This is a genomic window from Streptosporangium sp. NPDC002524, from assembly GCF_040295985.1.
In the GTDB taxonomy this organism is placed as follows: domain Bacteria; phylum Actinomycetota; class Actinomycetes; order Streptosporangiales; family Streptosporangiaceae; genus Streptosporangium.
Genome location: NZ_JBEOWK010000004.1, coordinates 374,889 through 398,855 on the forward strand (window position 1 = coordinate 374,889; position 23,967 = coordinate 398,855).

General features: G+C 72.2%; 22 protein-coding genes. 11 read left to right on the forward strand and 11 right to left on the reverse strand.

Annotated features, from left to right (window positions below; all coding sequences use genetic code 11):
- The first annotated feature begins 95 nt into the window (after positions 1-95).
- Together ABT053_RS08790 and ABT053_RS08795 are read left to right on the forward strand one after the other, a co-directional pair.
- Positions 96-1,199 carry an NACHT N-terminal Helical domain 1-containing protein gene (locus ABT053_RS08790; protein WP_350968304.1) on the forward strand — a complete coding sequence of 368 codons (1,104 nt, stop codon included), beginning with the start codon at positions 96-98 and terminating at the stop codon, positions 1,197-1,199.
- Positions 1,091-3,412 carry an NACHT domain-containing protein gene (locus ABT053_RS08795; RefSeq protein WP_350968305.1) on the forward strand — a complete coding sequence of 774 codons (2,322 nt, stop codon included), beginning with the start codon at positions 1,091-1,093 and terminating at the stop codon, positions 3,410-3,412. Before ABT053_RS08790 ends, ABT053_RS08795 begins: the two co-directional genes overlap by 109 nt.
- 29 nt (positions 3,413-3,441) lie before the next feature.
- Here the strand turns inward: ABT053_RS08795 and ABT053_RS08800 are convergent, their stop codons facing one another.
- Together ABT053_RS08800 and ABT053_RS08805 are read right to left on the reverse strand one after the other, a co-directional pair.
- Complete coding sequence (locus tag ABT053_RS08800; RefSeq protein WP_350968306.1) at positions 3,442-4,476, reverse strand: 1-acyl-sn-glycerol-3-phosphate acyltransferase; 1,035 nt, start codon at positions 4,474-4,476, stop codon at positions 3,442-3,444.
- 188 nt (positions 4,477-4,664) lie between these two features.
- Positions 4,665-5,498, reverse strand: coding sequence for a patatin-like phospholipase family protein (locus tag ABT053_RS08805; RefSeq protein WP_350968307.1), 834 nt, complete (start codon positions 5,496-5,498; stop codon positions 4,665-4,667).
- Between the two features lie 370 nt (positions 5,499-5,868).
- On the opposite strand from ABT053_RS08805, the gene ABT053_RS08810 reads away from it, so the two are divergent.
- Genes ABT053_RS08810 through ABT053_RS08820 form a run of 3 tightly spaced genes read left to right on the forward strand, consistent with a single transcriptional unit; the run spans position 5,869 to position 8,652 of the window.
- Positions 5,869-6,798: an ABC transporter ATP-binding protein gene (locus ABT053_RS08810; protein WP_350968308.1), complete on the forward strand. Its 930-nt coding sequence runs from the start codon at positions 5,869-5,871 to the stop codon at positions 6,796-6,798.
- Positions 6,767-7,570, forward strand: a complete 804-nt coding sequence (locus ABT053_RS08815; RefSeq protein ID WP_350968309.1) for a DUF2705 family protein — start codon at positions 6,767-6,769, stop codon at positions 7,568-7,570. The genes ABT053_RS08810 and ABT053_RS08815 overlap by 32 nt, the downstream gene beginning before the upstream one ends.
- A complete protein-coding gene (locus tag ABT053_RS08820; RefSeq protein WP_350968310.1) occupies positions 7,570-8,652 on the forward strand; it encodes a PucR family transcriptional regulator in 1,083 nt (360 codons plus the stop codon). The genes ABT053_RS08815 and ABT053_RS08820 overlap by 1 nt, the downstream gene beginning before the upstream one ends.
- A gap of 73 nt (positions 8,653-8,725) precedes the next feature.
- On the opposite strand, the gene ABT053_RS08825 is transcribed toward ABT053_RS08820, so the two are convergent.
- The 7 genes from ABT053_RS08825 to ABT053_RS08855 all read right to left on the reverse strand — a co-directional run bounded on the left by ABT053_RS08825 (position 8,726) and on the right by ABT053_RS08855 (position 16,607).
- On the reverse strand, positions 8,726-9,688 hold the full coding sequence (locus tag ABT053_RS08825; protein WP_350968311.1) for a quinone oxidoreductase family protein: 963 nt from the start codon (positions 9,686-9,688) through the stop codon (positions 8,726-8,728).
- 140 nt (positions 9,689-9,828) lie between these two features.
- Positions 9,829-11,688, reverse strand: coding sequence for a serine/threonine-protein kinase (locus ABT053_RS08830; protein WP_350968312.1), 1,860 nt, complete (start codon positions 11,686-11,688; stop codon positions 9,829-9,831).
- A 37-nt stretch (positions 11,689-11,725) separates the two neighbouring features.
- Complete coding sequence (locus ABT053_RS08835; RefSeq protein WP_350968313.1) at positions 11,726-12,556, reverse strand: HAD family hydrolase; 831 nt, start codon at positions 12,554-12,556, stop codon at positions 11,726-11,728.
- A complete protein-coding gene (locus tag ABT053_RS08840; protein WP_350968314.1) occupies positions 12,546-13,721 on the reverse strand; it encodes an ABC transporter ATP-binding protein in 1,176 nt (391 codons plus the stop codon). Before ABT053_RS08840 ends, ABT053_RS08835 begins: the two co-directional genes overlap by 11 nt.
- Positions 13,718-14,572 (reverse strand): ABC transporter permease, encoded by an 855-nt coding sequence (locus ABT053_RS08845; protein ID WP_350968315.1) that lies wholly within the window; start codon positions 14,570-14,572, stop codon positions 13,718-13,720. The genes ABT053_RS08840 and ABT053_RS08845 overlap by 4 nt, the downstream gene beginning before the upstream one ends.
- Positions 14,560-15,441: an ABC transporter permease gene (locus ABT053_RS08850; protein WP_350968316.1), complete on the reverse strand. Its 882-nt coding sequence runs from the start codon at positions 15,439-15,441 to the stop codon at positions 14,560-14,562. The genes ABT053_RS08845 and ABT053_RS08850 overlap by 13 nt, the downstream gene beginning before the upstream one ends.
- Complete coding sequence (locus ABT053_RS08855) at positions 15,438-16,607, reverse strand: ABC transporter substrate-binding protein (RefSeq protein WP_350968317.1); 1,170 nt, start codon at positions 16,605-16,607, stop codon at positions 15,438-15,440. Before ABT053_RS08855 ends, ABT053_RS08850 begins: the two co-directional genes overlap by 4 nt.
- A gap of 445 nt (positions 16,608-17,052) precedes the next feature.
- On the opposite strand from ABT053_RS08855, the gene ABT053_RS08860 reads away from it, so the two are divergent.
- Both ABT053_RS08860 and ABT053_RS08865 read left to right on the forward strand, forming a co-directional pair.
- Entirely contained in the window at positions 17,053-17,808 is a 756-nt protein-coding gene (locus ABT053_RS08860) for a GntR family transcriptional regulator (RefSeq protein WP_350968319.1), read from the forward strand.
- A gap of 68 nt (positions 17,809-17,876) precedes the next feature.
- Complete coding sequence (locus ABT053_RS08865; RefSeq protein ID WP_350968320.1) at positions 17,877-18,143, forward strand: DUF6504 family protein; 267 nt, start codon at positions 17,877-17,879, stop codon at positions 18,141-18,143.
- Between the two features lie 83 nt (positions 18,144-18,226).
- Here the strand turns inward: ABT053_RS08865 and ABT053_RS08870 are convergent, their stop codons facing one another.
- Both ABT053_RS08870 and ABT053_RS08875 read right to left on the reverse strand, forming a co-directional pair.
- The gene (locus tag ABT053_RS08870) at positions 18,227-19,189 is read right to left on the reverse strand and encodes a DUF4328 domain-containing protein (RefSeq protein ID WP_350968321.1); all 963 of its coding nucleotides are present in this window, start codon (positions 19,187-19,189) and stop codon (positions 18,227-18,229) included.
- A gap of 131 nt (positions 19,190-19,320) precedes the next feature.
- Positions 19,321-19,971: a response regulator gene (locus tag ABT053_RS08875; protein ID WP_350968322.1), complete on the reverse strand. Its 651-nt coding sequence runs from the start codon at positions 19,969-19,971 to the stop codon at positions 19,321-19,323.
- 187 nt (positions 19,972-20,158) lie between these two features.
- Between ABT053_RS08875 and ABT053_RS08880 the strand changes: the two genes are divergently transcribed.
- The 4 genes from ABT053_RS08880 to ABT053_RS08895 all read left to right on the forward strand — a co-directional run.
- Positions 20,159-20,962 (forward strand): ABC transporter ATP-binding protein, encoded by an 804-nt coding sequence (locus ABT053_RS08880; RefSeq protein WP_502991710.1) that lies wholly within the window; start codon positions 20,159-20,161, stop codon positions 20,960-20,962.
- Positions 20,959-22,986 (forward strand): FtsX-like permease family protein, encoded by a 2,028-nt coding sequence (locus tag ABT053_RS08885; protein WP_350968324.1) that lies wholly within the window; start codon positions 20,959-20,961, stop codon positions 22,984-22,986. Before ABT053_RS08880 ends, ABT053_RS08885 begins: the two co-directional genes overlap by 4 nt.
- A gap of 224 nt (positions 22,987-23,210) precedes the next feature.
- Complete coding sequence (locus tag ABT053_RS08890) at positions 23,211-23,726, forward strand: RNA polymerase sigma factor (protein ID WP_350968325.1); 516 nt, start codon at positions 23,211-23,213, stop codon at positions 23,724-23,726.
- The coding region (locus tag ABT053_RS08895) for a hypothetical protein (protein WP_350968326.1) at positions 23,723-23,967 on the forward strand (245 nt) is incomplete at its 3' end. The genes ABT053_RS08890 and ABT053_RS08895, both read left to right, overlap by 4 nt.

Sequence of the window (23,967 nt, forward strand, 5' to 3'; positions counted from 1 at the left end):
TCTTCGGGGACGATGGATTTGTCGGCGTATCGCTTCTTTTCCGGTGATCCTCGGTAATCCTTGGAGGGAAACTCCACAGCGCGCCGAGGAGCAGGATGCCCGGACTCGAAGCCGTCGCCGCCGCCGCGGGAAAGGCCGTGGTGGAACGCGCCATGCGTGAGGGACTCGCCGCCCGGACGGCGAGGGCCGAGCGGGGCGCCGACCTCACCACTCTCATCCAGAGCGGGTTTCCCGACCGGTTCCTGCGGCGCAGCCTCGAACGGCAGCTGGAGGCGATCGCCGACGGGGTGGAGAGACGGCTCACGGTGCTCGTCGAGCGGGAGTACGGCGGCCTCGCCGAGAACGACCGGGCGGCCGTCCTGCACGAGGTGGTGGCGGTCGTCCAGGCCGCCGACCTCTCCGACAGGGCGCTCCTGGCCGCGGACATGGACCCGATCAAGCTCGCCAGGGCGATCCGGACCGGCCTGCCCGACCCGGCCGCGCAACTCGGCGAGGCCGGGGCACGCCTCTTCGACGTACTGCTGGACGAGTGCCTCGACTGCCTGGTGCGGATCGTCCAGCAGCTCCCGCAGTATCTGCCCCGGGCCGGGACCGAGCTTCTCGGCCGCGTCTCCTCCGTGGAGAGCCGCGTCTCGTCCGTCGAGGACCGCCTCGCCACCCTCGGCCAGCAGGTCTCCTCGGTGCTCGCCCGCCTCCCGGCCCGTTCGCTCGACGCGCCCTCGGGCACCTGGGGCGACGACGAGTTCCTGCGCCGCTATCTCGGGCACGTCAGCACGACTCTCGACGAGGTCGAGCTGTTCGGCGTCCGGGTGGAGAGCTACCGCCCCCGCGCCACGCTGAGCGTCGCCTACATCAGTCTCAACGCGTACCCCGATGAGCTCGACCGGGGCGAGGTCCTCCCGCGCGTCCGTTTCGCCGAGCTGACCGAGGCGGCGGCCCACCACGAGCCCGTCACGTCACGGGTGGAGAGCGCGCTTGGCCGGTTCCGGCGCGTCCTGCTCAGGGGAGGCGCCGGTTCGGGCAAGAGCACGCTGCTGCGCTGGCTCGCGGTGACGGCGGCCCGGGGCGGCCTCACCGGGGACCTGGCCGGGTGGAACGGCTCCGTCCCGTTCGTGATCAAGCTCCGCAGCCACGGCGCGGGGAACCTGCCCGCCCCGAGGACTTCCTCGCCGACGTCGCGAGGCCGGTCGCCGGGCTGATGCCCGAGGGCTGGGCGCACCGGGTCCTCGGCTCGGGACGGGCCCTGCTGATGGTGGACGGCGTGGACGAGCTGAGCCCGCGCCACCGCCCGGCCGTCAGGCAGTGGCTGGACGGCCTTCTCACGGCCTACCCGGAGATCCGGGTCGTCGTGACCTCCCGCCCGGCGGCGGCCGACGCCCGGTGGCTGGAGGGGGAGGGGTTCTCGTCGGTGACGATGGAGCCGATGACCCCGGTCCACCTGCGGGAACTCGTACGGCAGTGGCACGCCGCCATGCGCGGTTCCGGGAACCTGCCGTTCGCGGCGGAGAAGCTCGACGAGTACGAGGGCGCGCTGCTGGCCAGGTTCGAGAGCAGCCCGTACCTGCGGACGCTCGCCTCGACGCCGCTGCTCGCGGCGATGCTGTGCGCCCTGAACCTGGACCGGGGCAAGCAGCTGCCCCGCAACCGGATGGGACTGTACGCGGCGGCGCTCGAACTCCTGCTCCAGCGCAGGGACGCCGAGCGGGGGATCGTCCCGGAGGTCGTCCTGGAGCCGGAGCAGAAGGTCCGGGTCCTGCAGGACCTCGCCTGGCAGCTCGGGGTGTGGGGCCGGTCCGAGCTGTCCAGGGCGACGGCGCTGAAGCGGGTCGAGGAGAAGATCCAGACCATGCCCCGGGTGGAGTGCACCGCCGAGGCCCTGCTGGACCATCTCCTCCAGCGCAGCGGGGTCATCAGGGAGCCGGTCTCCGGGCGGATCGACTTCGTGCACCGTACGGTGCAGGAGTACCTCGCCGCCAAGCAGGCGGCCGACGGCGCCGACGTGGAGCCGCTGATCGAGCGGGCCCACCTCGACCAGTGGCGCGAGACCGTGGTGATGGCCGCTGGGCACGCCAACGCGCCGCTGCGCGAGGAACTGCTGAGGGGGCTGCTCGCCCGTGTCGCCGAGGGGGGTAAGCACACCCGGCGGCTGCGGCTGCTCGTGGTCGGCTGCCTGGAGACGATCCAGGAACTGCCGAGAGGGCTCGCGGAGGACATCGAGGAGTGCTTCGCGGCGGTGATCCCTCCCCGGAACGCGGGCGAGGCCGCGGCTCTCGCCTCGGCGGGCGAGGAGGTGCTCCGGCGCCTCCCCGACGACATCACCGGGCTCTCCCCGGCGCGGGCGGTGGCGACGGTGCGGACCTGCTGGTTGATCAACGGCCCCGAGGCGCTGGAGCGACTTTCCCGGTACGCCGGTGACTCCCGTTTCGACGTGCAACATGAGCTGGTCACGGCATGGGACTACTTCGATCCCGAGGAGTACGCCCGGCGGGTGCTGGCTGATGCCTCCCTTTGGGTCGGGCCGTACGGCGGATTCGCGCGAGTGGACAATCCACGGGTCTTTCCCCACCTTCGGCACTTACGCGGTTTGGATGACCTGCGGATCGGCTTCGGCGGTGAGGACCTCGGCTTTCTCAGGGATGTCCGCCCGTTGCGCGGCCTTGGCGTCTTCCAACTGGCGGGGCCGGGGTCGCTGGACGTGCTGGAGCGTCATCCGGATTTGAAGTGGCTGTGGGTTCGGTTCAGGAAGGATCCCGTCGCCTCCCCGTGGCCCCCCATGCCGCGCGCCTTGCTGTACGCCATCGTGTCGCACAACGATTCGGTGGCCGACATCGAGTTTGTCGACCGTTTCCATATGGTCGAGGCGCTCAAGCTTGATCGTCTCGACGAGGTCACGGACTTCACTCCGCTGACCTCGCTGAGCGGGCTGAAGATATTGTTCCTTTCCGGCTGTCACGGCCTTTCCGATTCCTCTATCTTCGGGAGGTTTCCCGGTTTGGTGAGTCTGCATCTCACCCATCCGGCTTTTGACGGGCTCGACGGGCTCGTCGGCAACTGCCAGAACGTCAGGCGGATCGGCCTCAGACACGCTCCCTGGCTGGACGACATCACCCCGCTCGCCTCGCTCGCTCTTGAGGAGGTAACGCTCTCTCACTGTGTCAATCTCTCTGACCTCACACCGCTTTCCGGGCTGGGAGAACTCCGGGAGGTCAACATCAGGGGCTGCGACGTTCGTGATCTTTCGCCTCTCGGGCCGTTGGAGAAATTAGAGCGAGTCGATCTGGCCGAGCTGCCCGGTGTGATCGATGTCGCGCCTCTCGCGGGAAAGCCGCGTCTGGTCATCGAGCTCGACGACGGGCAAGAAGTCCGCAACGCGGACCTGCTCGATCCGACCGCGAGGATCCGGCGCCTGTAGTCGGCCGCAGGGGGAGGCGGGTTCCCGGCTCAGGCCGTGGGGGCGGGGGCCGGTTGGTTCGCGGAGATCCAGGCGTCGATCTCCTCCCACTGGTCGAAGAGCCAGCGGATCTGCTCTTCCCGCTCCCGCGGCACGTCGGCGGCCTGGACCCGCCACCACTTGGCCTTGATCTGGGCGCTGAGCGGGAGGCGGGTCCAGATGTCCCCGAGGGTGACCAGGTCGTCGAGGCCGGTGTGCGCGACGAAGACCACGTCCGCCTCGGGGCAGGCCTCGATGGCGGCGATGGCCCCGTTGGGGCGGGGGGCCATCAGGTGCTCCAGCCTGCGGGCCCGCGCGGCCTCCTTTGCCAGGCCCTTCTGCTCCAGCCGCAGGATGGCCCGCCAGCGGCGCTTCGGGGTGAAGTTGCCGCCCTCCGGGAAGATCACCAGGGCGTCGTCGGCGTCCATGTCGGAGGACAGGCGGCGGATCTCGCCGAGAATGCCGCTCTCGGCCACCTTGTGGGGGACGAAGGCGTTGGGGAGGCGGTTGATCACCACGTCCAGCGAGGGGTCGAACTGCAGGGCCGCCTTCATCACGATCCTCGGGCGCCTGCCGTACCGGGCGAGAAGGTGGTGGATGAGCAGGAACGAGTCGCCGGGGCCCGCGTGGCGGGACAGGACGATGACGGGACGGGTGAGGCGCCGGGAGATCTCGTCGGAGGTCGGCGCCGGTTCGTCGACCTCGACGCTCAGCCGGAAGATCCGCACCGCGGCCTCGTAGATCTTGGACAGGAACCACTGGATCAGCTCGTAGTGCCGCTCCTGGTACTCGTCGCGGCTGAGCCGGCCGCCCAGGCCGTTCGTCACCCACAGCCACAGGCAGGCGCACAGCGCCATCGACTCCAGCGTCAGCCACGCCAGCGCGAACCAGACCAGCCGGGTGCCGCGCCGCTGCGGGGGCGGCAGGCGCAGCGAGGCGGCGGTCACCACCAGCAGCCAGATCGGGAGCGTGAGCACCGCGCCGACGGTGAGCACGATGACGAGCGGTGCCAGGACCAGGCGGCGGATGATGCGAGGAGGCAGCACGAGCGGCTCCTGCCTGTGTGGATGTGCGGTTGTGGTGCGTGGCCGGGGTTGTGGTCGTGGTGCGCGGGTGGGGCCGGTGGGACTCGGGAGGGCTGATCTGGACATAGCCCTCATATGGGGTGGAGTACCCCGGTGTGGGCGTACGACGCGATGTGCTTCACATCAATGCTGGTGTGGACGAAAGCGGCTCAGGAGGACGAGCGCTGGGCCAGGTAGTCGGTCGAGGCCCGGTACGCGCGGTCGATGTATTCAGATATATGCGATAAATCCCGGTAACGCAGCTGAGATAGATCTATTCCCGGACGGGATTCGGCCCCGGCCGGCATGACATGGACCTCGATGTCGTCCGGCAGGGTGGCCATCTCCTCGGTGAAGCGGTGCCGCCTGGCGATCTCGAAGGCGGTCATGCCGACCTCCCACGGGCGCCGGGGCACCACCAGGGGACGCTCGATCCTGCCCACGTGCAGCACGTAGACCCGCCGGGCGCCGAGCGCGACGGCCCGGCCGACCGGGATGCTGTGCACCAGCCCGCCGTCGAGATAGTGGCCGTCGCCGATGCGGACGGGCGGCAGTAGCCCGGGGACGGCGCAGGAGGCGAGGACCGCGTCGACCAGGGGGCCCTCGGTGAACCAGTGCGCGGCGGCGCGTTCGACGGAGGCGGCCACGCACTGGAAGGGCACGGAGAGGTCCTCGATGCGGGACACCGGCAGCGTCCGGGCCAGCAGGTCACGCAGCGGCTCGGAGGAGTGCAGGTGGGTGCCGCTCTTGGCGAGGGTGGACAGCCGCGTCACCCAGGACCCCGCGAACGCCGTGCGGACGATGTCCGAGGCCCACAGCGTGGTCAGGCGCGCGACCGCGTCACCGGGGGCGGCGGCGAGCACGACGCCGTTCAGCGCGCCCACGGACGTGCCGATGATCACATCGGGCTTGATGCCCGCCTCGTCGAGCGCCCGCAGCATGCCCACCTCGTGGGCGCCGAGAACGCCCCCGCCGCCGAGTACGAAGGCAGTGTCCAGGCTCATGGGCTCACCCTAGCCCCGCTTCCGGGCGCGGTACGGCGGGGCGGACCCCTCCGGGGTGTGCGGTACACGTCGCCGGGCGACCACGGTCACGCGATCGGACGTGGCAGGGCCGGACGGGTTCCGGATCCGCATGACCGACCACGGTCCCGCGACCGGGCGCGGCGGGGCCGGGCGGATTCCGGATCCGTGCAACGAAGAGGCGGTCTCACCCTGGCTCCCCTACCGGGCGGGTTCCGGATCCGCATGACGAAAGGGCGGTCTCACCCCAGTCCCGCCGCCGGGCCGGTTCCGGATCCGCGCAACGAAGGGGCCGTCAGCTGTCCGGGTCCGGTAATGCCCCCGGCGGCGCCGAGAGGGGACGATCTGAGGCATGACAGCGGTAGTGGAGACCGAGGGGCTCACCAAGTTCTACGGCGCGCGCCGCGGGCTTGAGGATCTCGACCTGGAGATCCGGCCCGGGGAGGTGTTCGGGTACCTCGGCCCGAACGGCGCGGGAAAGACGACGACGATCAGGCTGCTCCTGGACGTCATCCGCCCGACCAGGGGCCGGATGACGGTCCTCGGCAGGGATCCCCGCGACGCGAGCGTGCGGAGCCGGATCGGTTACCTGCCCGGGGAGCTCGCCCTGGAGGGAAGGGAGAAGGCCGGGGAGTTCCTCGCCTTCCTCGGCGCGGTGCGCGACGGCGTGCCCAAGGGGCGCGTCGAGGGGCTGGCCGAGCGGCTGGAGGCCGACCTGTCGGTGCCCATGGGCAAGCTCTCCAAGGGCAACAGGCAGAAGGTCGGGCTCATCCAGGCCTTCATGCACGAGCCGGAGTTCCTGATCCTCGACGAGCCGACCAGCGGCCTGGACCCGCTGGTGCAGCAGGAGTTCCTCGCGATGGTCCGCGAGGTCCGCGCCTCGGGCCGTACCGTGCTGATGTCCTCCCACGTGCTGGCCGAGGTCGAGGACGTCTCCGACCGGGTCGGCATCGTGCGCGGCGGCAGGCTCGTCGCGGTGGAGGACATCTCCGCGCTCAGGGAGAAGGCGGTGCGCCGGGTGGAGTTCCACTTCGACGCCCCGGTGCCCCGGGAGGCGTTCGAGAACCTGCCGGGGGTGCGTGACCTGCGGGTGGAGGGGGCCGGGCTGCGCTGCACCATCGACGGCCGCCCGGACGCGCTGATCAAGGCGGCGGCGCGGTTCACCGTGGTGCACATGGTGAGCGCCGAGCCCGACCTGGAAGAGATCTTCCTGACCTACTACGGCCACGGCGAGGAGAAGGAGGCGCGCGATGCCCACGCTGGTGTCGAAGAGTCTGCGTGACTACCGGCGGGCACTGCTCGGCTGGACCGTCGGGATCAGCGCGTTCTTCACGCTGTACCTGGCCTACTTCCCGACCATCAAGAGCAACCCCGACCTCTACGGGGACGTGGCGCTGACGAAGTTCCCCGGGGCGATGCGCGACCTCATGGGCGGCCTGGAGGGCGGCTTCACCAGCGGCTCCGGCTTCCTGCAGGCGCTGGTCTACCAGCTGTTCGGGCCGCTGCTGTTCATCGTGTGCGCCGCGGTGATCGGCAACCGGGCGATCGCCCAGCCCGAGGAGTCGGGCACGCTGGAGCTCGTCCTCACCCTCCCGATCGACCGCAGGCGGCTCGTCCTGGAGCGCTTCGCCGCCCTCGCCCTCGCGCTGCTCGGCGTGGCGGCGGTCACCTTCCTCGTCGTGCTGGGCCTGGTGGCGGCCGTCGACATGGGCGTCCCCGCGGACAGGATCCTCGCCGGTCACGTCGGCGTCTTCCTGCTCGCGCTCTTCTTCGGCACGCTCTCCCTGACGATCGGCGCCGCGACGGGACGCCGGGGGGTCGCCCTGGCGGTGGTCGGGGTGGTCGCCGTGGCCGGATACGTGGTCGAGACCATGGGCAAGGACGTGGACGGGGTGTCCTGGCTGCGCTGGATCTCGCCGTTCCACTACTACCTCGACGGACGCCCGATCCAGCTGGGATTCCCGGCGTGGGACTATCTCGTGCTGGCCGGGGCGACCGTCGCGCTGGTCCTGGTCGCGATGCCGGCCTTCGACAGGCGTGACGTGGGAGTCTGATGGACGAGCTGCTCGGCGGCCATCTCCGGGTGTTACGGGAGGCGGCCGCCACCGGCAGGCCGCCCGGCCGGGCCGAGCTCGACGACTGCCGCGCCGCCGGCGCGCTGGCCGCCGAGCGGGGCGCGTCCGTGCGGGCCCTGGTCGAGGCCGCGCTGGCCCTGGCCGAGTCGGTGACCCCCACCCCTTTCCCGGCCCTGCGGCGTACGGTCTCGGCCCTGATGGAGGGGTACGAGAACGCCCAGCGGTCGGCGCTGCGCCTGGAGGAGGCGGCGCGCAGGGAGTTCGTCGACGACCTGCTCCAGGGACGCGCCGACAGGCTCGCCGAGCGGGCCGAGCACTTCGGGCTCCGGCTGGCCGAGACGTACGTGGTCGCCGTCGCGCGCCCCGCCGGAGTCACCGGAACCGGGGCTGTCGGGGTTGCCGGAGAAGGCGGAAAAGGCGGAGAGGGCGGCGGGCTCGCGGGGGAGGCCGAGGGGACGGCCCGGCGGATCGAGGACGCGCTGGTCGCCCGGTTCGGCTCGCACAACGTGCTGGTCGCGGTCCGCGACGGGATGCTCGTGTGCGTCGCGCCGGGCAGCCTCACCGTCGCGAACGGCGAGTTCACCCACCACGTGCGCCAGGCGTTCGCGCCCGGCTGGCGGGTCGGGCTCGGCCGGGCGCACCGGGGCCCCGGCGGGGTGGTCACCTCCTACCGGGAGGGCGCCAACGCCATCGAGCTCGGTGACCGGCTGGGACTGCGCGCCCCGGTGCTCAGGGCCGCGGACCTGCTGGTGTTCCCCGTGTTGCTGCGGGACCGCGCGGCCATCGAGGACCTGGTGACGAGCGTGCTCAGCCCGCTGGTCGAGGCGCGCGGCGGTCCCGAGCCGCTGCTCGCCACGCTGGAGGCGGTTTTCGCCTCCCAGGGCAACCAGACCGCCGCCGCGCGCAGGCTCGGCGTCAGCACCCGGGCGGTGACCTACCGGCTGGAACGGATCCGCCGCCTCACCGGGTTCTCGCCGGACGACTCCACCCAGCGTTTCACCCTGGAGACGGCGGTCCTGGGCGCCCGCCTCCTGGACTGGCCCGCCCACCCGCTGCGCTGACCGGCCCGGCCCGGCTCGCTCACTCGCCGCATCGACGGGTCCGGTCCGTCCGCCGCGCCCGTCCGCCGCTTCGTTACGGGATCAGGAGCAGCTTGCCGGTCGTACGGCGGGCTTCGAGGTCCTCGTGCGCGCGGGCGGCCTCGGCGAGCGGGTAGCGCTCGGAGATGTGCACCCGCAGCTCCCCGGAGGCCACCCAGCCGTAGAGGTCGGAGGCGCGCCAGGTGAGCTCGTCGCGGGTGGCGATGTAGGAGCCCAGGGTCGGGCGGGTGAGGAAGAGGGAGCCGTTCCTGGCGAGGATCTGCGGGTCGAGCGGCGGGACCGGGCCGCTCGCCTGGCCGTACAGCGCCATCATGCCGCGCGGGCGCAGCGAGGCGACGCTCTCGTCGAAGGTGGCCGCGCCCACGCCGTCGTAGACGACCTGCACGCCGGAGCCGGTCAGGTCGCGGACCGCGTCGGCGAAGCCCTGGTAGCGGAACACCTCGTCGGCGCCCGCCTGGCGGGCCAGGATCTCCTTCTCCTCGGTGGAGACCGTGCCGATCACCCGGGCGCCGCGCAGCTTGGCGATCTGGGTGAGCAGCAGGCCCATCCCCCCGGCGGCGGCGTGCACCAGGACGTCGTCGCCCGCCTTCACCTCGTACGTGGAGTGCGTCAGGTAGTGCGCGGTCAGCCCCTGCAGGGTGACGGCCGCCGCGACCTCGGCGGTGACCCCCTCCGGCACGGCGAGCAGCTTGGAGGCGGGCACCGCGGTCCTGGAGGCGTAGCTGCCCGGCACGCTCGACCAGGCCACGGTGTCGCCGACGGCGACGTCACGGACGTCCTCGCCGACCGCGGCGACGGTGCCCGCGCCCTCCTCGCCGGGGACGAAGGGCAGGGAGAGCTGGTAGCGGCCGATCCGGTGGTAGACGTCGATGAAGTTCACCCCGGCGACGGCGACGTCGACGAGAACCTCGCCGGGGTTCGGCGTGGGGTCCGGGTGGTCGTCGGTGTAGGCGAGAACCTCGGGCCCGCCGTTGGCGGAGACGACTATCGCGCGCATCGTGCTGAACTCCTTCGGTCGGTCAAATGTCTTGATCGTCCCCAACGGCGCGCGGATCACTCGCCGTCGAGGCCATTCGGTCATCTAGCCATTCGGTCAGACCGGTCAGGACGGTCATCCGGTCAGGCCGACCAGGCCGGTCAGGGCTGTTTGGTGACGGCGGGGCCGTGCAGGGTGAAGTTGTCGAACGCGGTCCGCAGGACGGCGTTGCTGTTCTCGCCCACCCGGGCGATCACGCCGACCAGCCCGTTGGGCAGCGGGTTGGTGTCGAGGAACGACTGCGCCTGCTCGTCGTTGACCCACATGGTGAGCCGCACGCCCCCCTCGACGCCGGTGCACTCGGCCGCGAGCCGGATGACCTCGCCCTTGGGCAGGTCGACCTTGACGGGCTTGGTGAGCTCGCCCCCGGCGCTCTTGACGGTCTTGCGGATGCGGGCGTTGCCCGCGGTGTCGAGCAGGAACTCGTACCGGGTCGCCTTGTTGTCGTCCTCGCCCCGGCAGAACAGCCCGTACTCGCCCATCCCGGTGGTGCCCGAGCGGATCGTGATGTCGGAGCCGAGCAGGATCCGGCTCGGGGTGATCGGGGTGGGGCTCGCCGAGGGGTCGGGGGTGGCCGGGGGGGCGGACACGAACGGGATCGGGGCCTGCTCCCGCCGTACGGGGGAGTATCCGCTGACGTCGACGGCGTAGTAGCCCTCGGGGGCGTAGCCGTACGTGCCGGTCATCGGGCTGTAGGTGCCGCCGCTCCAGCCGGTGCCGCTCTGGGTGAAGTCGTCCTGGTAGAGCAGGGTGAGGTTCTCCGGCGGGCCGGGGGGAGCGAGCGCGAGGCGCAGGCCGATCCCTCCGGCCACCACCATCACGGCCGCCACGGCCACCCCGGCGAGCAGTTTCCGCCGCCCGGCCGTCCCGCCCCCGGGGAAGAACCCGGTACCGCCCCCCGGCCGCTCGGGGAGGGTGTGGCCGGGACCGTCGTGGCCGGGCCCCGCCTGCGAGACACCGGAGATCGTGTGGCCGCCTCGCGCGGACGGCGCGGTGTGGCTCCAGCCCGGATCGGTACCGTGACCCCCGCCGGGGGCGGGTGTCCCGGAGGGGCCGGTCCAGGGGGTGCCGCCGGGTGGTCCCTGGGGTGCCGGAGGAGGTGCCTGAGGTCCCTGCCAGGAGGCCTGCACCGAGTGGGCGGCCTGCTCGGGCGCGGCGGAGCGGCCCACCAGGTGGTCGAGGAGCTGCTGGGAGGTGGGCCGGTTCCGCGGGTCCTTGGTCAGCGCGGAGGTGACCAGCTCGCGCAGCGCGGGCTCCATGCCCTCCAGGGAGGGCTCGGTGTTGAGCACCTGGTACAGCACCGCGGGCAGCGCCTCGCCGCCGAACGGCGCCCGCCCGCTCGCGGCGAAGGCCATCAGGCAGCCCCACGAGAACACGTCGCAGGCGGCCGAGACCGGCTCGCCGCGCAGCACCTCGGGCGCCATGTAGCGGGGAGTGCCGAGGATCTCGCCGGTCCCGGTCATCCCGCTGAGGGTGTCCAGCGCGCGGGCGATGCCGAAGTCGATGACGCGCGGGCCGACGGGGGAGAGCAGCACGTTGGACGGCTTGAGGTCGCGGTGCACCACCCCGGCGCTGTGGATGGCGGTCAGCGCGGTCGCCACCCCGACGGCGAGCGCGTCGAGGCTGGAGCCGCGGAGCGGGCCGTCGGCGTCGACGGCCTCCTCGAGGTTGGGGCCGGTGACGTACTCGGTGACGACGTAGAGCTGGTCGTCGTCGAGCGCCGCCTCGATGACCGCGGCCGTGCAGAACCTGCGGACCCGCTGCGCCGCGTCGGCCTCCCTGCGGAAGCGCATCCGGAAGCGTTCGTGCTGGCTGTACTCGGGGTTGATGACCTTGATGGCGACCTGCTGCCCGTCAGGGGACTCGCCAAGATAGACCGTGCCCATCCCGCCCCGGCCCAGCCTGCTGAGCACGCGGTATCGGCCTATCTGCAGGGGTTCGTCGGGACTGAGGTTGTTCACCTTTGTACCTAGCCGCATCTGCCGTCACATGAGTGGTTCAGCCTATCGATCTCCGGCCGCTCGCCAGCAGTCGCAACAGCGGCAGGTCCACTTTTTCCAGACTGTCCACGCTCAGCACGTCCTCAGCCACCGGGTCGCCGGAGACCGACACCACCCGGCACCCCGCCGCGCGGGCCGCCGCGAGCCCGGTGGGGCTGTCCTCCACGGCCACGCAGGCGGCGGGGTCGAGGCCCAGCCCGGAGGCCGCCAGCAGGTACGGGTCGGGCAGCGGCTTGCCGCGCGCGGTGTCCTCCGCGGCCACGACCAGGGCGAACCGCTCCGCCCCGACGGTGTGCAGCACCATGTCGACGATGAGCCGCGGCGAGGCGCTGACCAGCGCCGTGGGCACGCCCTCCGCCGCCAGGTCGTCCAGCAGCCGGATCGCGCCGGGCAGCGGGGTCACCCCGCGGGAGACCCGCTCGGCGAAGGCCTCGGTGAGCCGTGCCCCGACCCGTTCGACCTCGATCCCCGTCACCTTGGCACGTACCGCCCCGGCCTCCATCTCCGTCATCTCGGCACGTTCCGCCTCGACCTCGGTCCCCGTCACCTCGGCGCGTTCCGCCCCGGCCTCGATCTTCGCGACTCCGGCGCGTTCCGCCTCGGCTTCCGCCGCCCCGGCCCGTTCGGCCCCGGGTGGTACGGGTGCGCGGCGCGCGAGGTATTCGGCCGCGTCCTCGACCAGGCGGCCGAGGACGTTACCGGCGTCGGCCTCCGTCAGCTTCAGGTCCAGCTCGGCGGCGACCTCCACGCACGCCTGCCACCACAGGCCCTCGGTGTCCACGAGCGTGCCGTCCATGTCGAACAGGACGGCCCCGAGCTCACCCGACACCCGCGACGTCCTCCGACTCGGCCGCCTTCGAGGACTTCGAGGACTCCGAGGACTTCGAGGAGTCAGGGGACTTCGAGGGCTCCGGGGACTCCAGGGACCCCGGCGCCGGGTCCTCCGAGGTGAGGGCGGGAGCGGGGGCGGTGCGCGCCGCGACGAGCACGGGCCGCTGCACGAGGGCGACGTCCACCCGCGTGCCCGGCGCCAGACGTACCGCGTCGTGGCCCGGCACGTCGCTGAGGACCTCCAGCTCGCCCACCCGCACCCGCAGCCGCGCGGTGGAGCCGCGGAAGGACGACGCCACGATCGTGGCCTTCCCGTCGGGGGAGGGCGTGACCAGCACGGCCTCGGGGCGTACCAGCACGTCGACGTCGGGCGAGGACGGCAGCGGGCCGTCCACCGGCATGAGCTCGCCCATGACGGTGACCTCCTGGCCGGACAGACGGCCGGGGACGTGGTTCATCGCGCCGACGAACTCCGCCACGAACGGGGTGGCGGGCCGGTCGTAGACCTCGGCGGGCGGGCCGCACTGCTCCAGCCGTCCCGCGCGCAGCACCGCGACCTTGTCGGCGACCGACAGGGCCTCCTCCTGGTCGTGGGTGACGAAGATGGTGGTGATGCCCAGTTCGAGCTGGAGCCGCCGGATCTCCTCGCGCAGCGAGACGCGGACCTTGGCGTCCAGCGCGGACAGCGGCTCGTCGAGCAGCAGCACGCGCGGCTCCAGCGCCAGCGCCCTGGCGAGGGCGACGCGCTGCTGCTGGCCGCCGGACAGCTCGTGCGGGTAGCGCTGGGCGTGCGACGGCAGGCCGACCAGCTCCAGCAGCTCGTCCGCCCGCGCGTGCCGTTTGGCGGTCGGCACCTTGCGCACCCGCAGCCCGAACGCCACGTTGTCCCTGGCGTTGAGGTTGGGGAACAGGCTGTAGGACTGGAAGACCATGCCCGCGTCACGCCGGTTGGCGGGGACCCGGGTGATGTCCTTGCCGTCTATGAGCACGGCTCCGGCGTCGGGGTGCTCGAAGCCCGCGACGCAGCGCAGCGCCGTGGTCTTCCCGCAGCCGGAGGGGCCGAGCAGGGCCATCAGCTCGCCCTGTTCGACGGTGAGGTCCAGGCCGTCCAGGGCCACCGTGCGGCCGAACGCGCGGCGCAGCCCCCGGAACTCGACGGTCATCGACGTTTCCTTCCCGCACCCGAGAGGGTGAGCAGCAGCAGCCAGATGAGGAGCAGGCTGATGATCGACAGTGCGACGGAGAGCTGCCCGTCGTTCCCGGAGATGGTCACGATCCAGACGGGGAACGTCTCGTACCCGAGCAGGGCCGCGACGGTGTACTCGCCGAGTACCAGCGCGAGGGTGAGGAACGAGGCGCTCGCGATGGAGGACCGGATGTTGGGGATGATCACCCGGAACAGCACGTACGGCCACGAGGCGCCCAGGTTGCGGGCCGCCTCCACCAGCGTCCGCACGTCGATCGCGCGCAGCCCGGCGTCCAGCGACCGGTAGGCGAACGGCAGCGTCAGCATCACGTACGCGAGCACGAGGACGAACGGGAACCTCTCGTCCTGGATCGCGATCAGCGTCGCCCAGAACGGGGTGGCGGCCAGCGCGTCGACGCCCTCGCGCAGCGCCGTGCTGATGCCGACCACGTAGGTGATCGGCGGCACGACCAGCGGGAGCGTGGAGATCAGCTCCAGCACCGGCCGCAGCCGGGGCGCGCCGAGCCGTACGGCCAGCATCGCCGGAAGCGTGAGCAGCAGCACTGCGGCGATGGTGCAGGCGGCGAGCGCGAGGGAGAGCAGCAGGCTGGGCAGGAAGCCGGGCGCCGACAGGATCCGCCCGTAGGCGGCGAGCGAGAAGCCCTGGCCCTCCGAGTAGACGGTGAACCAGAAGGACACCGCCATCGGCACGACGAAGTAGACCGCCGCGACGACCAGCACGATCCCCCGCCAGGCCCGGCGCTGCCCGGGACGGGCGGTGGCGGCGGGACCCGGGGTGACGTCGGGCAGCGTGGCTACCGCAACCATCGGGAGCTCCTCTTCTGCAGCGGCAGGTAGACCGCCATCACCAGCAGCGCTACGACGATCATGTCGAGGCTCAGCGCGAGCGCGACGTTCTCGTACCCGATGAGGACGTCCCCGGTGAGGGCCTCGGCGATCTGCAGGGTGACCAGCGGGACCGTGCTGCCCACCATGGCGTAGGCGGTGGCGTAGGCGGCGAACGCGCCGCCGAACAGCAGGACGACGCCGCCGAGCAGGGCCGGGGTCAGCACCGGGATGCCGACGTAGCGCCAGAACTGCCAGGTGGTGGCGCCGTTGTTCTGCGCGGCCTCCCGCCACTGCGGGCGCAGGCCGTCCAGCGCCGGGGTCACGACGAGCACCATCAGCGGCACCGAGAAGTACATGTAGACCAGGGCGAGGCCCCAGAAGTTGTACAGCACCCCCGGGCCGAGGCCCAGCGCGGTGGTGATCACCCCCGAGTTGCCCAGGGTGGCGATCCAGATGAAGGCGAGCGGCACGCCGCCGAAGTTGGACAGCACGCCGGAGAAGGTGAGCACGGCCTCGCGCAGCGCCGTGAACCGGGAGGTGATCACGGCCTGGGCGAGGAACGTCCCGGCGACCGCGGCGGCGACCGCCACCACGGCCGACAGCTGGACGCTGCTGAGCAGGGCGTTCAGGTAGGGGCCCTGGAGGCTCCTGGACAGGTTGGCGGTGCCGAAGGAGGACACCTTGGTCGCCGGGTCCTTCACGGTGAACGCGCCGGCCAGCAGCGTGAGCGCCGGGATCCCGAAGGCCACCGCCGTCACGACCAGCAGCGGCAGGGCTCCCAGCCAGTTCTTGGAGCGAGGACGGCCGCCGCCGCGCGGGGCGGCGGCCGTGACGGCGGGGACGGTCATCCCGAGACCGCGGCGCCCCAGCCTCCGGCCAGGACCTCCTTGGCCTTGTTGACCTGCTCCTCCGTCGGGAAGGTGGGCTCACCCTCGACCGGCGGGAGGTTGGCCTCGGCGGCGGCGTCGACCGTGCCGTCGGACTTCATCGCGGGCAGCAGCACCGGGCGGGCGAAACCGCCGAGGTAGAGGTTCTGGCCCTCGGGGCTGTAGAGGAACTCCTGCCACAGGCGCGCGGCGGCCGGGTGCGGGGCGTCCTTGTTGATGGCCTGGGCGTAGAGCTGGAAGTACTTGCCGTCGCTGGGGATGACGGTCTTCCAGTCGAGGCCCTTCTCGGCCATCTTGGGGGCGTAGGCGGCGTTGTTGTAGTCCCAGTCGATGCTGATCTGGGTCTCGCCCTTCTCGATGGTGGCCGGGGTGGTCTCGACGGGGTTGAAGTTCCCGGCGTCCTTCAGCTTCTTGAAGAAGTCCAGGCCGGGCTGGATGTCGTCGAAGGAGCCGCCGTTGGCGAGGGCCGCCGCGTACACGCCCGCGAACGCCGAGCCCGACTTGGTCGGGTTGCCGTTCATGGCGACCTTGCCCTTGTACTCGGGCTTGAGCAGGTCGGCGTAGGTCTCCGGGCACTTGGCGATCTTCTTGGCGTCGCAGCCGATGGAGACGTAGCCGCCGTAGTCGTTGAACCAGAGGCCGCTCGCCTCCTTCTGGTTCTCGGGGATCTTGTCCCAGGTCTCGACCTTGTACGGCGCGAAGAGGCCCTCGGCGGCACCGCTGATCGCGAAGGACTGGCCGAGGTCGAGCACGTCGGGGGCGCGGTCCTGGCCCTTGCGGGTCTTCACCGCGTTGATCTCGTCGGCGCTGGCGGCGTCGGGGGTCTCGCTCTCGATCTCGATGCCGTACTTCGCCTTGAAGGCTTCGATGATCTTTCCGTAGTTGGCCCAGTCGGGCGGGAGGGCGATGACGTGGAGCTTGCCCTCCTTCTTGGCGGCCTCGACGAGCTTGTCCAGCCCGCCGAAGTCGGCCGCGGAGGTGGCGGTCCTGGCGTCCACTCCGGCCGCGGAACCTCCGCCGGAGGCGCCCGCGGACGGCGCCGCCGTACCGGGAGCGGCACCGCACGCGGCGGTGCCGACCAGGAGGAAGGCCGCCAGGCCTGCAAAGCGAACTCGGGATGCGATCACTGTGTCTCCCAAGGGGGTGTCGCGCAATATTTCACGAAAGTAGACGAACTTGTACAAACAAGCTAGACCTCGTCTGTCGTGAATCAGTTGCTGTTTGGTGAACGGACGAAGTACGGCGGTGAAATGCGCGAACCCGGGCTATGTGCCCCATTAATGCTTGTTTAGGGTGGGGCTGAGCCGGCCGCCAGGTGCGCGCAGCGAGGGATCCCGCGGACGCGCGCCGGGCCGGATGTGAGGGCGGCTTGAGAGACGAGGCGAGATTGCGCGGTCACCGGGTGTGCGCGGATGCGCGGAGAGGTGCCCAGGAGTTCACGGGCACGCGGGACGGGACGCGGACGTTCGCGGGCCGCCTGGAGAGGGTGCGGGTTTTCGCGGGGCGTCCGGACAGGATGCGGGTTCTCGCGGGGACGCGGGCGTTCGCGGGTACGCCGGAAGGGGCGCGGGCATGACGGCCCGTTACATGGGTATCGCGGAGGAACTGCGCGACGCGATCATGAGAGGCGAGCACCCCGTGGGCGCCCAGCTGCCCTCGGAGGCCGAGCTGGCCACCCGCTTCGCCGCCTCGCGCGGCACGATCCGCCAGGCGGTCGCCGTACTCGCCACCGAGGGCCTGGTCGGCTCCCGGCAGGGGGCGAGGCGCATCGTGCTCGGCCGCGAGCGCAGCCAGAGCTTCGCCGAGCTGCACAGCTTCGCCCAGTGGGCGCGGGCGATGGGCTACCGGGTCAGCGGGCAGGTGCTGCAACAGCGCCACCGGGGCGCCGACACCACCGAGGCCGTACGGCTCGCGCTCCAGCCGGGTGACCCGGTGCTCTCCGTGCTGCGGCTGCGCTCCCTGGAGGGCGAGCCGGTGATGCTGGAGCGCACCGTCTACGCCGGGTGGATCGCCCCGGCCGTCGAGCGCATCGAACCCGACTGCGAGTCGGTCACCCAGGCGCTGTACGACAGCGTCGGCCTCGTCTTCGCCTACGGCGAGCACCTCATCGACGCGGTGGCCGCGGGCGTCCAGGACGCCAGGCTGCTCGCCGTGCGCAGGGGCAGCCCGCTGCTGCGCCAGCGCCGCGTCACCACCACCCACGAGGGACGGCCCGTCGAGTGGTCCGACGACCGCCACCGCGCGGGCAGCGTGACCTTCAGCATCCGCAACTCGGTGGACGCCAACCCGCTCGTACGGCAGATGGGGGACTTGCGCCCAGCCCCATAAGAACGTATGTTCGATACGCCAGGCCCGCCTTCCCCCGGGTGCTCGTCCGAAAGCCCGGGAGAGGCGTCTTGAGCAGACTTTACGGCGACCCCATCGAGGTGTGGATCCGCGACGGGCAGCCCGTCCAGTTCGTCTGGCGCGACCGCCTCCACACCGTCCGCCGCGTCCTCGACCACTGGGTCGTCGCGCGGGAGTGGTGGAAGATCTCCGACAGCGATCCCGGCGAGCGCCGGTTCTGGCGGATCGAGGCCGCCGCGGGCGACCGGGCCGGGACCTACGAGCTCCGGTTCGACACCGCGGGCGAGGGCTGGCTGCTGATCAGAGCATGGGACTGACGTCCCCGCCCGGACATGCCTCCGCCCCGGACATGCCTCCGCCCCGGCCCGCCTCCCTTCCGGCGGGCCGGGGCGGCCTTCGTTCACTGCCCGGCGGGGTGGACCTCCTGGGGCCGGTCCCGCTCGGCCATCTCAGGCGAGAGAGTCTCCGGTGAGAGAGCCTCCCGTGAGGGAGCTTCCCGCGAGACACCATCCCGTGAGAGAGCTTCCCGCGAGAGAGAGTCCCGTGCGGGAGTCTCCCTTGAGAAGGCCTCCCGCGAGGAAACCTCCCGCGAAGGGGTCTCCCGTGAGGAAGCCTCTCGCGAGGAAGCGTCTCGCGAAGTGGTCTCCCGCGAGGAGGTCTCCCGTGAAGAGCTCTCCCGTGAGGAGGTCTCCGGGAAGGCGGGCGAGAGGAGAGGGGTGTTCCTCACGAGCAGGTGCGGGACCGCCTCCGCCGGAGGCGGCGGGAGGTGGTGCTCCGCGCCGGCCTGCCGCCGGTGCCTGGCACCCGCGGCCTGGATGCCGGTGATCTGCCGCACGGTCGCCGCGCACAGCAGGGACGCGACCGTGACGGCGACCAGCTCGGTCAGCCCGAGACCGGTCAGGTTCGTGCTCCCCTGGGAGGCCCCCGGCCACAGCCGGGCCAGCAGCAGCGCGAACGCGACGAGCCAGCTCAGCCACCAGGCGGTGAGCAGCGCCGTCCAGCGGAGGCGGCGGTCCAGCGGCGGGCCCGAGGCCCACCACAGCCGGTCGGCCAGCACGACGGGCGCGACCAGGTTGACCACCGGCACGAACCAGCTCACCAGGACCGGCGCCACCGCGGGCAGGTCGGCGCCCTGCCGGGCACGGAGCAGCCAGTTCAGGTACGCGGCGACGGCGGCGATCGCGGTCGCCGCGAAGAACATGATCAGGATGGCGAAGACGGTGACCGCGCCGAAGACCGCGTCGGCGCCGGGGGCGTTGGGGTCACCGCCGAGCCTGGATATCTCCATGACGAGGCGCCGGCCACGGGCCTGTTCGAACACCGCCAGGGCGGCGATCGCGACCACCAGCGCGGTGAGGGCCATATAGACGGCAGAAGCCGACCTTTTCTGTAGAGATGGGATAGAGCGCATGTATATCTCCCCCCGCCATGCGCCGAGGACCTGCCCTCTTTCTATCCAGTGAGCTCTCCCGCTAATCAGCCCAAACGTCCCGCTCAGCTGACGATGCCGGACTCCCACGCCCACGCGGCGGTCTCCACCCGGTTCCTGGCGCCCAGCTTCGTGTGGATGCTCCCCAGGTGCGTCTTCACGGTCGACAGCGAGACGAACAGCTCGGCGGCCACCTCCTGGTTGGTCCGCCCCCTCGCCACCAGGCGCACGACGTCCAGCTCGCGCTCGGTGAGGGGCTCGCTGGGCGGCCGGACGGCACCGGTCCGGGGGTGGGAGAGGTGTTCGAGCAGGCGTACGGTCACCGACGGCGACACCAGCGCGTCGCCGGCCGCCGCGGCCCGGATCGCCTCGATGAGCAGCGTCGGCCCGCTGTCCTTGAGCAGGAAACCGGTCGCTCCGGCGCGCAGCGCCCCGTAGACGTACTCGTCGAGGTCGAAGGTGGTGACGATGACCACCTTCATCGGGTCCTGCACCCCCGGCCCCGCGAGGATGCGGGTGGCCTCCAGGCCGTCCAGCTTGGGCATCCGGATGTCGAGCAGGCACACGTCCGGCCGCAGCCTCCGCGCCAGCTCGACGGCCTCGGCCCCGTTGGCGGCCGTCGCCAGGACCTCCATGTCCGCCTGGGCGTCCAGAATCATCTGGAACCCGGTTCGTACCAGCTCCTGGTCGTCGGCGATGAGCACCCGAATCGTCACCTGATGGATTGTGCCAGCCCACGGGCGGTTCCGGATCGGGCATCCGGCCGATGTGCCGGTGAACGACGGCGAACGCCCCGGTGTGCCGATGAAGGACGGCGAATCGTTCTTTCGGCCGATCCCGCGTGGGGAGCGGGGAGACGATCGGTCGATCTGCCGCCGCTCCCCACGCGGGAAAGTGCTCGACATGAATGTTGTCCTAGAGGGATCCGGGCTGGTCAAGCGCTTCGGAACGACCGTGGCGCTGGGCGGTGTCGGGCTGGCGGTCCACGCGGGCGAGGCCGTGGCGATCATGGGCCCGAGCGGGTCGGGGAAATCTACGCTGCTCCATTGCCTGGCCGGGATCGTGAGGCCGGACGCGGGCGAGGTGCGCCTGCTCGGCGAACGCGTCGACACGCTGGGGGAGCGGAAGCGCAGTGCCCTGCGCCGCACGCGGTTCGGCTTCGTGTTCCAGTTCGGCCAGCTCCTGCCGGAACTCCCCGCCGACGAGAACGTCGCGCTGCCGCTCATGCTCGGCGGCGTTCCCCGGGCCGACGCCGTGAGACAGGCGCGGGAGTGGTTCGGCCCGCTCGGTCTGGGCGGGATGGAGGAGCGGCGCCCCGGGGAGCTCTCCGGAGGCCAGGCGCAGCGGGTGGCGATCGCCCGCGCGCTCGTCACCCGTCCCGCGGTCGTCTTCGCCGACGAGCCGACGGGGGCGCTCGACCAGAGCACCGGCCACGACACGATGCGCCTGCTGACCGGCGCCACCCGGCACAACGGGGCCTCGCTGGTCGTCGTCACCCACGATCCCCAGGTCGCCCGCTGGTGCGACCGCGTGGTCGAGGTCCGCGACGGCCATCTCCTGCCCGGCCCCGGCACGCGGGAGCCGTACGAGGACGCCGGGGAGCGTGACGGCGCCGAGACGGCGACCCGGACGTTTCCCGACGCGAAGACGTCTTCCGACGTGAAGGCGTTTTCCGGTGTGGAGACGTCTCCCAGGGGGAACCGGTGAGCGGGCCGCTCGGCCTGAGCTGGCGGCTGCTGCGCGGCGGGGGCCGCCGCGGCCTGCTGGGGGCGGGGCTGACCATGGCGGCGGTGGCGGTCTGCACCGCGCTGCTGCTCTTCGCCGTCGTGGCCAACCTCGGCTTCCAGGACAGGGCGGGACGGGAGGCGTGGCGCAACCCGGTACCGGCCGCGAGCGGGGCCGTGGCGGTCCAGGCCGTCCGCACGGACTACGTGCGCGACCGGTGGATCACGGTCGTGGACCTCGCCGCGCTCGGCCCGCAGGCATCCCCGCCGCCCGGCCTGGACCGCTTCCCCGCGCCCGGGGAGGTCTGGTTCTCCCCGGGGCTGGCCGAGCTCGCGAGCGAGCTCCCGGCCGCGCAGCTCGCCGCCCGCTTCCCGGGGAGACGCGGCGGGACGATCGGCGACGAGGCGCTCGTGTACCCGGGGGAGCTGGTCGTGGTACGCGGGCAGGCGGCGGACTCGCCGGTGATGAAAGCCACCTCGTCGGACGACTCGCGCGGCGGCGCCGTACCGACCAGGATCTCCGGCTTCGCGGGGAGGACGACGGAGGACGCGGTTGGCTACAGCGCGCTCGGGCTGATCGCGAGCGTCCTCATGGTCGTACCGCTGCTGGTGTTCGGCGGCGCGGCGGCCCGGCTGACCGTCGCCCGCAGGGACCGGCGCCTGGCCGCGCTCCGGCTCGTCGGCGCCTCCCCCGGCCAGGTGGTCGCCATGACCGTCTGGGAAGCGGTGATCACCGCGTTCGGCGGCGCGGTGCTGGGAACGGCGCTGTACGGGCTGCTCACCCCGCTGCTGGCCCGGATCGAGATCAAGGGAGGGCCCTGGTTCCTCGCGGACGTGTGGCCGGGGGTGCTTCCCACGCTCGCCGTGCTGGTGGCCGTACCGCTGCTCGTCGGGGTGTCGGCCGTGGTCGGCCTGCGCCGCGTGGTGGTGAGCCCGCTCGGTGTCGCCAGGCGGGAGACCCCTCCGGCGATGCGCTTCCTCCGGGTCGTCGCGCTGCTCGCGGCCCTGGCGGCTGTTCCCCTGCTCGGCCGCGGCTCCGGGGCCGGGGTGGGGGTGGTCGCCGCGGCCGTCGGCGGCGCCTTCCTGTGTGTCAACCTCGCCGGTCCGTGGGTCGTCGCGCTGATCGGCCGGATCACCACCCGCACGGCCCGGAGCCCCGCCCGGCTGCTGGCCGGGCGCCGGTTGACCGACGACCCCAGGTCCGCCTGGCGGACGGTGAGCGGCGTGGCCCTGACGGGGTTCGTGGCCGGGTTCATCGGTCTCCTCGCCCCGGGTGACGTCGTGTTCGAGGGCCCGCGGGCGGAACTGCGCCTGGCCGTGCCCGCCGCGCGGGCGGCCGAGGTCACCGCCGAGGCGCGCGAGCGCCTGTCCGCGGCGGACGTCCGGGCGGTGGTCGGTCTCATATCGAAGAACGGGCGAGAGGGCGGCACCGGCACCGGCGGCGGTCAAAAGGTGATCACCATCTCCGTGGGCGGCACCGGCACCGCCGCCACCGGTTCCGCTCCGGAGGAACCGGTGGACATGGCGGCCGTCGACCGGGCGCGTACCGCCCTGGAGGGGCTTGTGCCCGGGCACGGGGCGACCTCGGCCGCCGACGACGACCGGCTCTCCGCCCAGGTCCTCGGCGACATCGGCACGGGCACGGTCATCGTGCTGGCGGTCTCGTTCCTGGTGGCGATCGCCAGCGCCGGGATCACCGCCGCCTCCTCGGTCCTCGACCGCAGGGAGACGTACGCGCTGCTCCGCCTGGCCGGTACGCCGCTGGAGGTCCTGGACGCGGCCCGGCGGGCGGAGACCCTCATACCGCTGACGGTCATGGGAGGCGGCACCATCGCGGCCGGAGCCTTCTGCGCCCTGCCGTTCGCCGCCGTCGCGATGAACGTCACGGGCGCGGTCATCCTGCTGGTCTGCGTCGCGCTCGGATTCGCCGGGGTGATCGGCGCGGGAGCGGCGAGTGCTCCGCTCCTGCGTTCCGTCACCGCCAACCCGGCCCCCAGGCCGGACTGAGAGCCGGTACGGCGGCGGCCCGGGGCAGGACGCCGTACCGGGTGACGGAGGCGCCGGGCGGGACGGCCGGACCAGAGGGTGAGAGGGACCGGCCGGACCGGACGGGGGAGATGGGAGAGGGCCCGGACCGGCCGGGGCGGGTGGTGGGGTGAGGAAACGGGGCGAACCGGATAACTTTTTCTTCCCGGCCGGTGATCGGGGGGCCGGGAAAGGCACTCCTTGGTGTGGATGATCCAGAAGCGCGATTCACCGCGCTGTACGACCGGCACTACCGCAGCGTGCTCGGGTACACGCTGCTGCGCGCGGAGCGGCAGGCGGCCGAGGACATCGCGAGCGAGACGTTCCTGATCGCCTGGCGGCAGCTGGAACGGCTGCCGGAGACGCCGCTGCCCTGGCTGCTCGGCGTCGCCCGCAACCTGCTGCGCGGGCAGCGGCGTTCCGGGCTGCGACGGCAGGCGCTGGTGGAACGGCTGGCGGAACTGTCCTCGGCGGGCGACGTGACCGAACGGGTCGCCGAGCAGGTCGCCGAGCGCGAGGCGGCCCTCGCGGCGCTCGCCGGGCTGTCCGAGCCGGACGCCGAGGCGGTGATCCTGGCCAGCTGGTACGGCCTGGCCCCGGCCGACGCCGCCAAGCTCGCCGGATGCTCGGCCCGGGCCTTCACCGTCCGCCTGTACCGCGCCCGCCGCCGCCTGTCCCAGGCACTCGACCTCACCCCCACCACCCTGCAGGAGCAGCCTTGAACGACGTCGACGAACGTGTCCGCGCGCTGCGCCCGGACGCACTCACCGAGGACGCCTACCGGCGGCGCCGCGACGCCGACCTCGCCCGCGCCTTCGCGACCGCCGTGCCCGGGGCCGATCGTGCGTCCGGCCACGCGTCCGGCCACGCGTCCGGCCACGCGTCCGGCCACGCGTCCGGCCATGGGGCCAGTGACGTGCCTGACCGCGTGCCCGATCACGTATCGGATCACGCGTCCGGACG

Bases quoted from the DNA above. Each gene is read 5' to 3' on its own strand.
- ABT053_RS08790 (WP_350968304.1), top strand. From the start codon at position 96: ATGCCCGGACTCGAAGCCGTCGCCGCCGCCGCGGGAAAGGCCGTGGTG.
- ABT053_RS08805 (WP_350968307.1), bottom strand. From the start codon at position 5,498: ATGAGCCTGGACACTGCCTTCGTACTCGGCGGCGGGGGCGTTCTCGGC.
- ABT053_RS08810 (WP_350968308.1), top strand. From the start codon at position 5,869: ATGACAGCGGTAGTGGAGACCGAGGGGCTCACCAAGTTCTACGGCGCG.
- ABT053_RS08815 (WP_350968309.1), top strand. From the start codon at position 6,767: ATGCCCACGCTGGTGTCGAAGAGTCTGCGTGACTACCGGCGGGCACTG.
- ABT053_RS08820 (WP_350968310.1), top strand. From the start codon at position 7,570: ATGGACGAGCTGCTCGGCGGCCATCTCCGGGTGTTACGGGAGGCGGCC.
- ABT053_RS08825 (WP_350968311.1), bottom strand. From the start codon at position 9,688: ATGCGCGCGATAGTCGTCTCCGCCAACGGCGGGCCCGAGGTTCTCGCC.
- ABT053_RS08840 (WP_350968314.1), bottom strand. From the start codon at position 13,721: ATGACCGTCGAGTTCCGGGGGCTGCGCCGCGCGTTCGGCCGCACGGTG.
- ABT053_RS08845 (WP_350968315.1), bottom strand. From the start codon at position 14,572: ATGGTTGCGGTAGCCACGCTGCCCGACGTCACCCCGGGTCCCGCCGCC.
- ABT053_RS08850 (WP_350968316.1), bottom strand. From the start codon at position 15,441: ATGACCGTCCCCGCCGTCACGGCCGCCGCCCCGCGCGGCGGCGGCCGT.
- ABT053_RS08860 (WP_350968319.1), top strand. From the start codon at position 17,053: ATGACGGCCCGTTACATGGGTATCGCGGAGGAACTGCGCGACGCGATC.
- ABT053_RS08870 (WP_350968321.1), bottom strand. From the start codon at position 19,189: ATGGCCCTCACCGCGCTGGTGGTCGCGATCGCCGCCCTGGCGGTGTTC.
- ABT053_RS08880 (WP_502991710.1), top strand. From the start codon at position 20,159: ATGAATGTTGTCCTAGAGGGATCCGGGCTGGTCAAGCGCTTCGGAACG.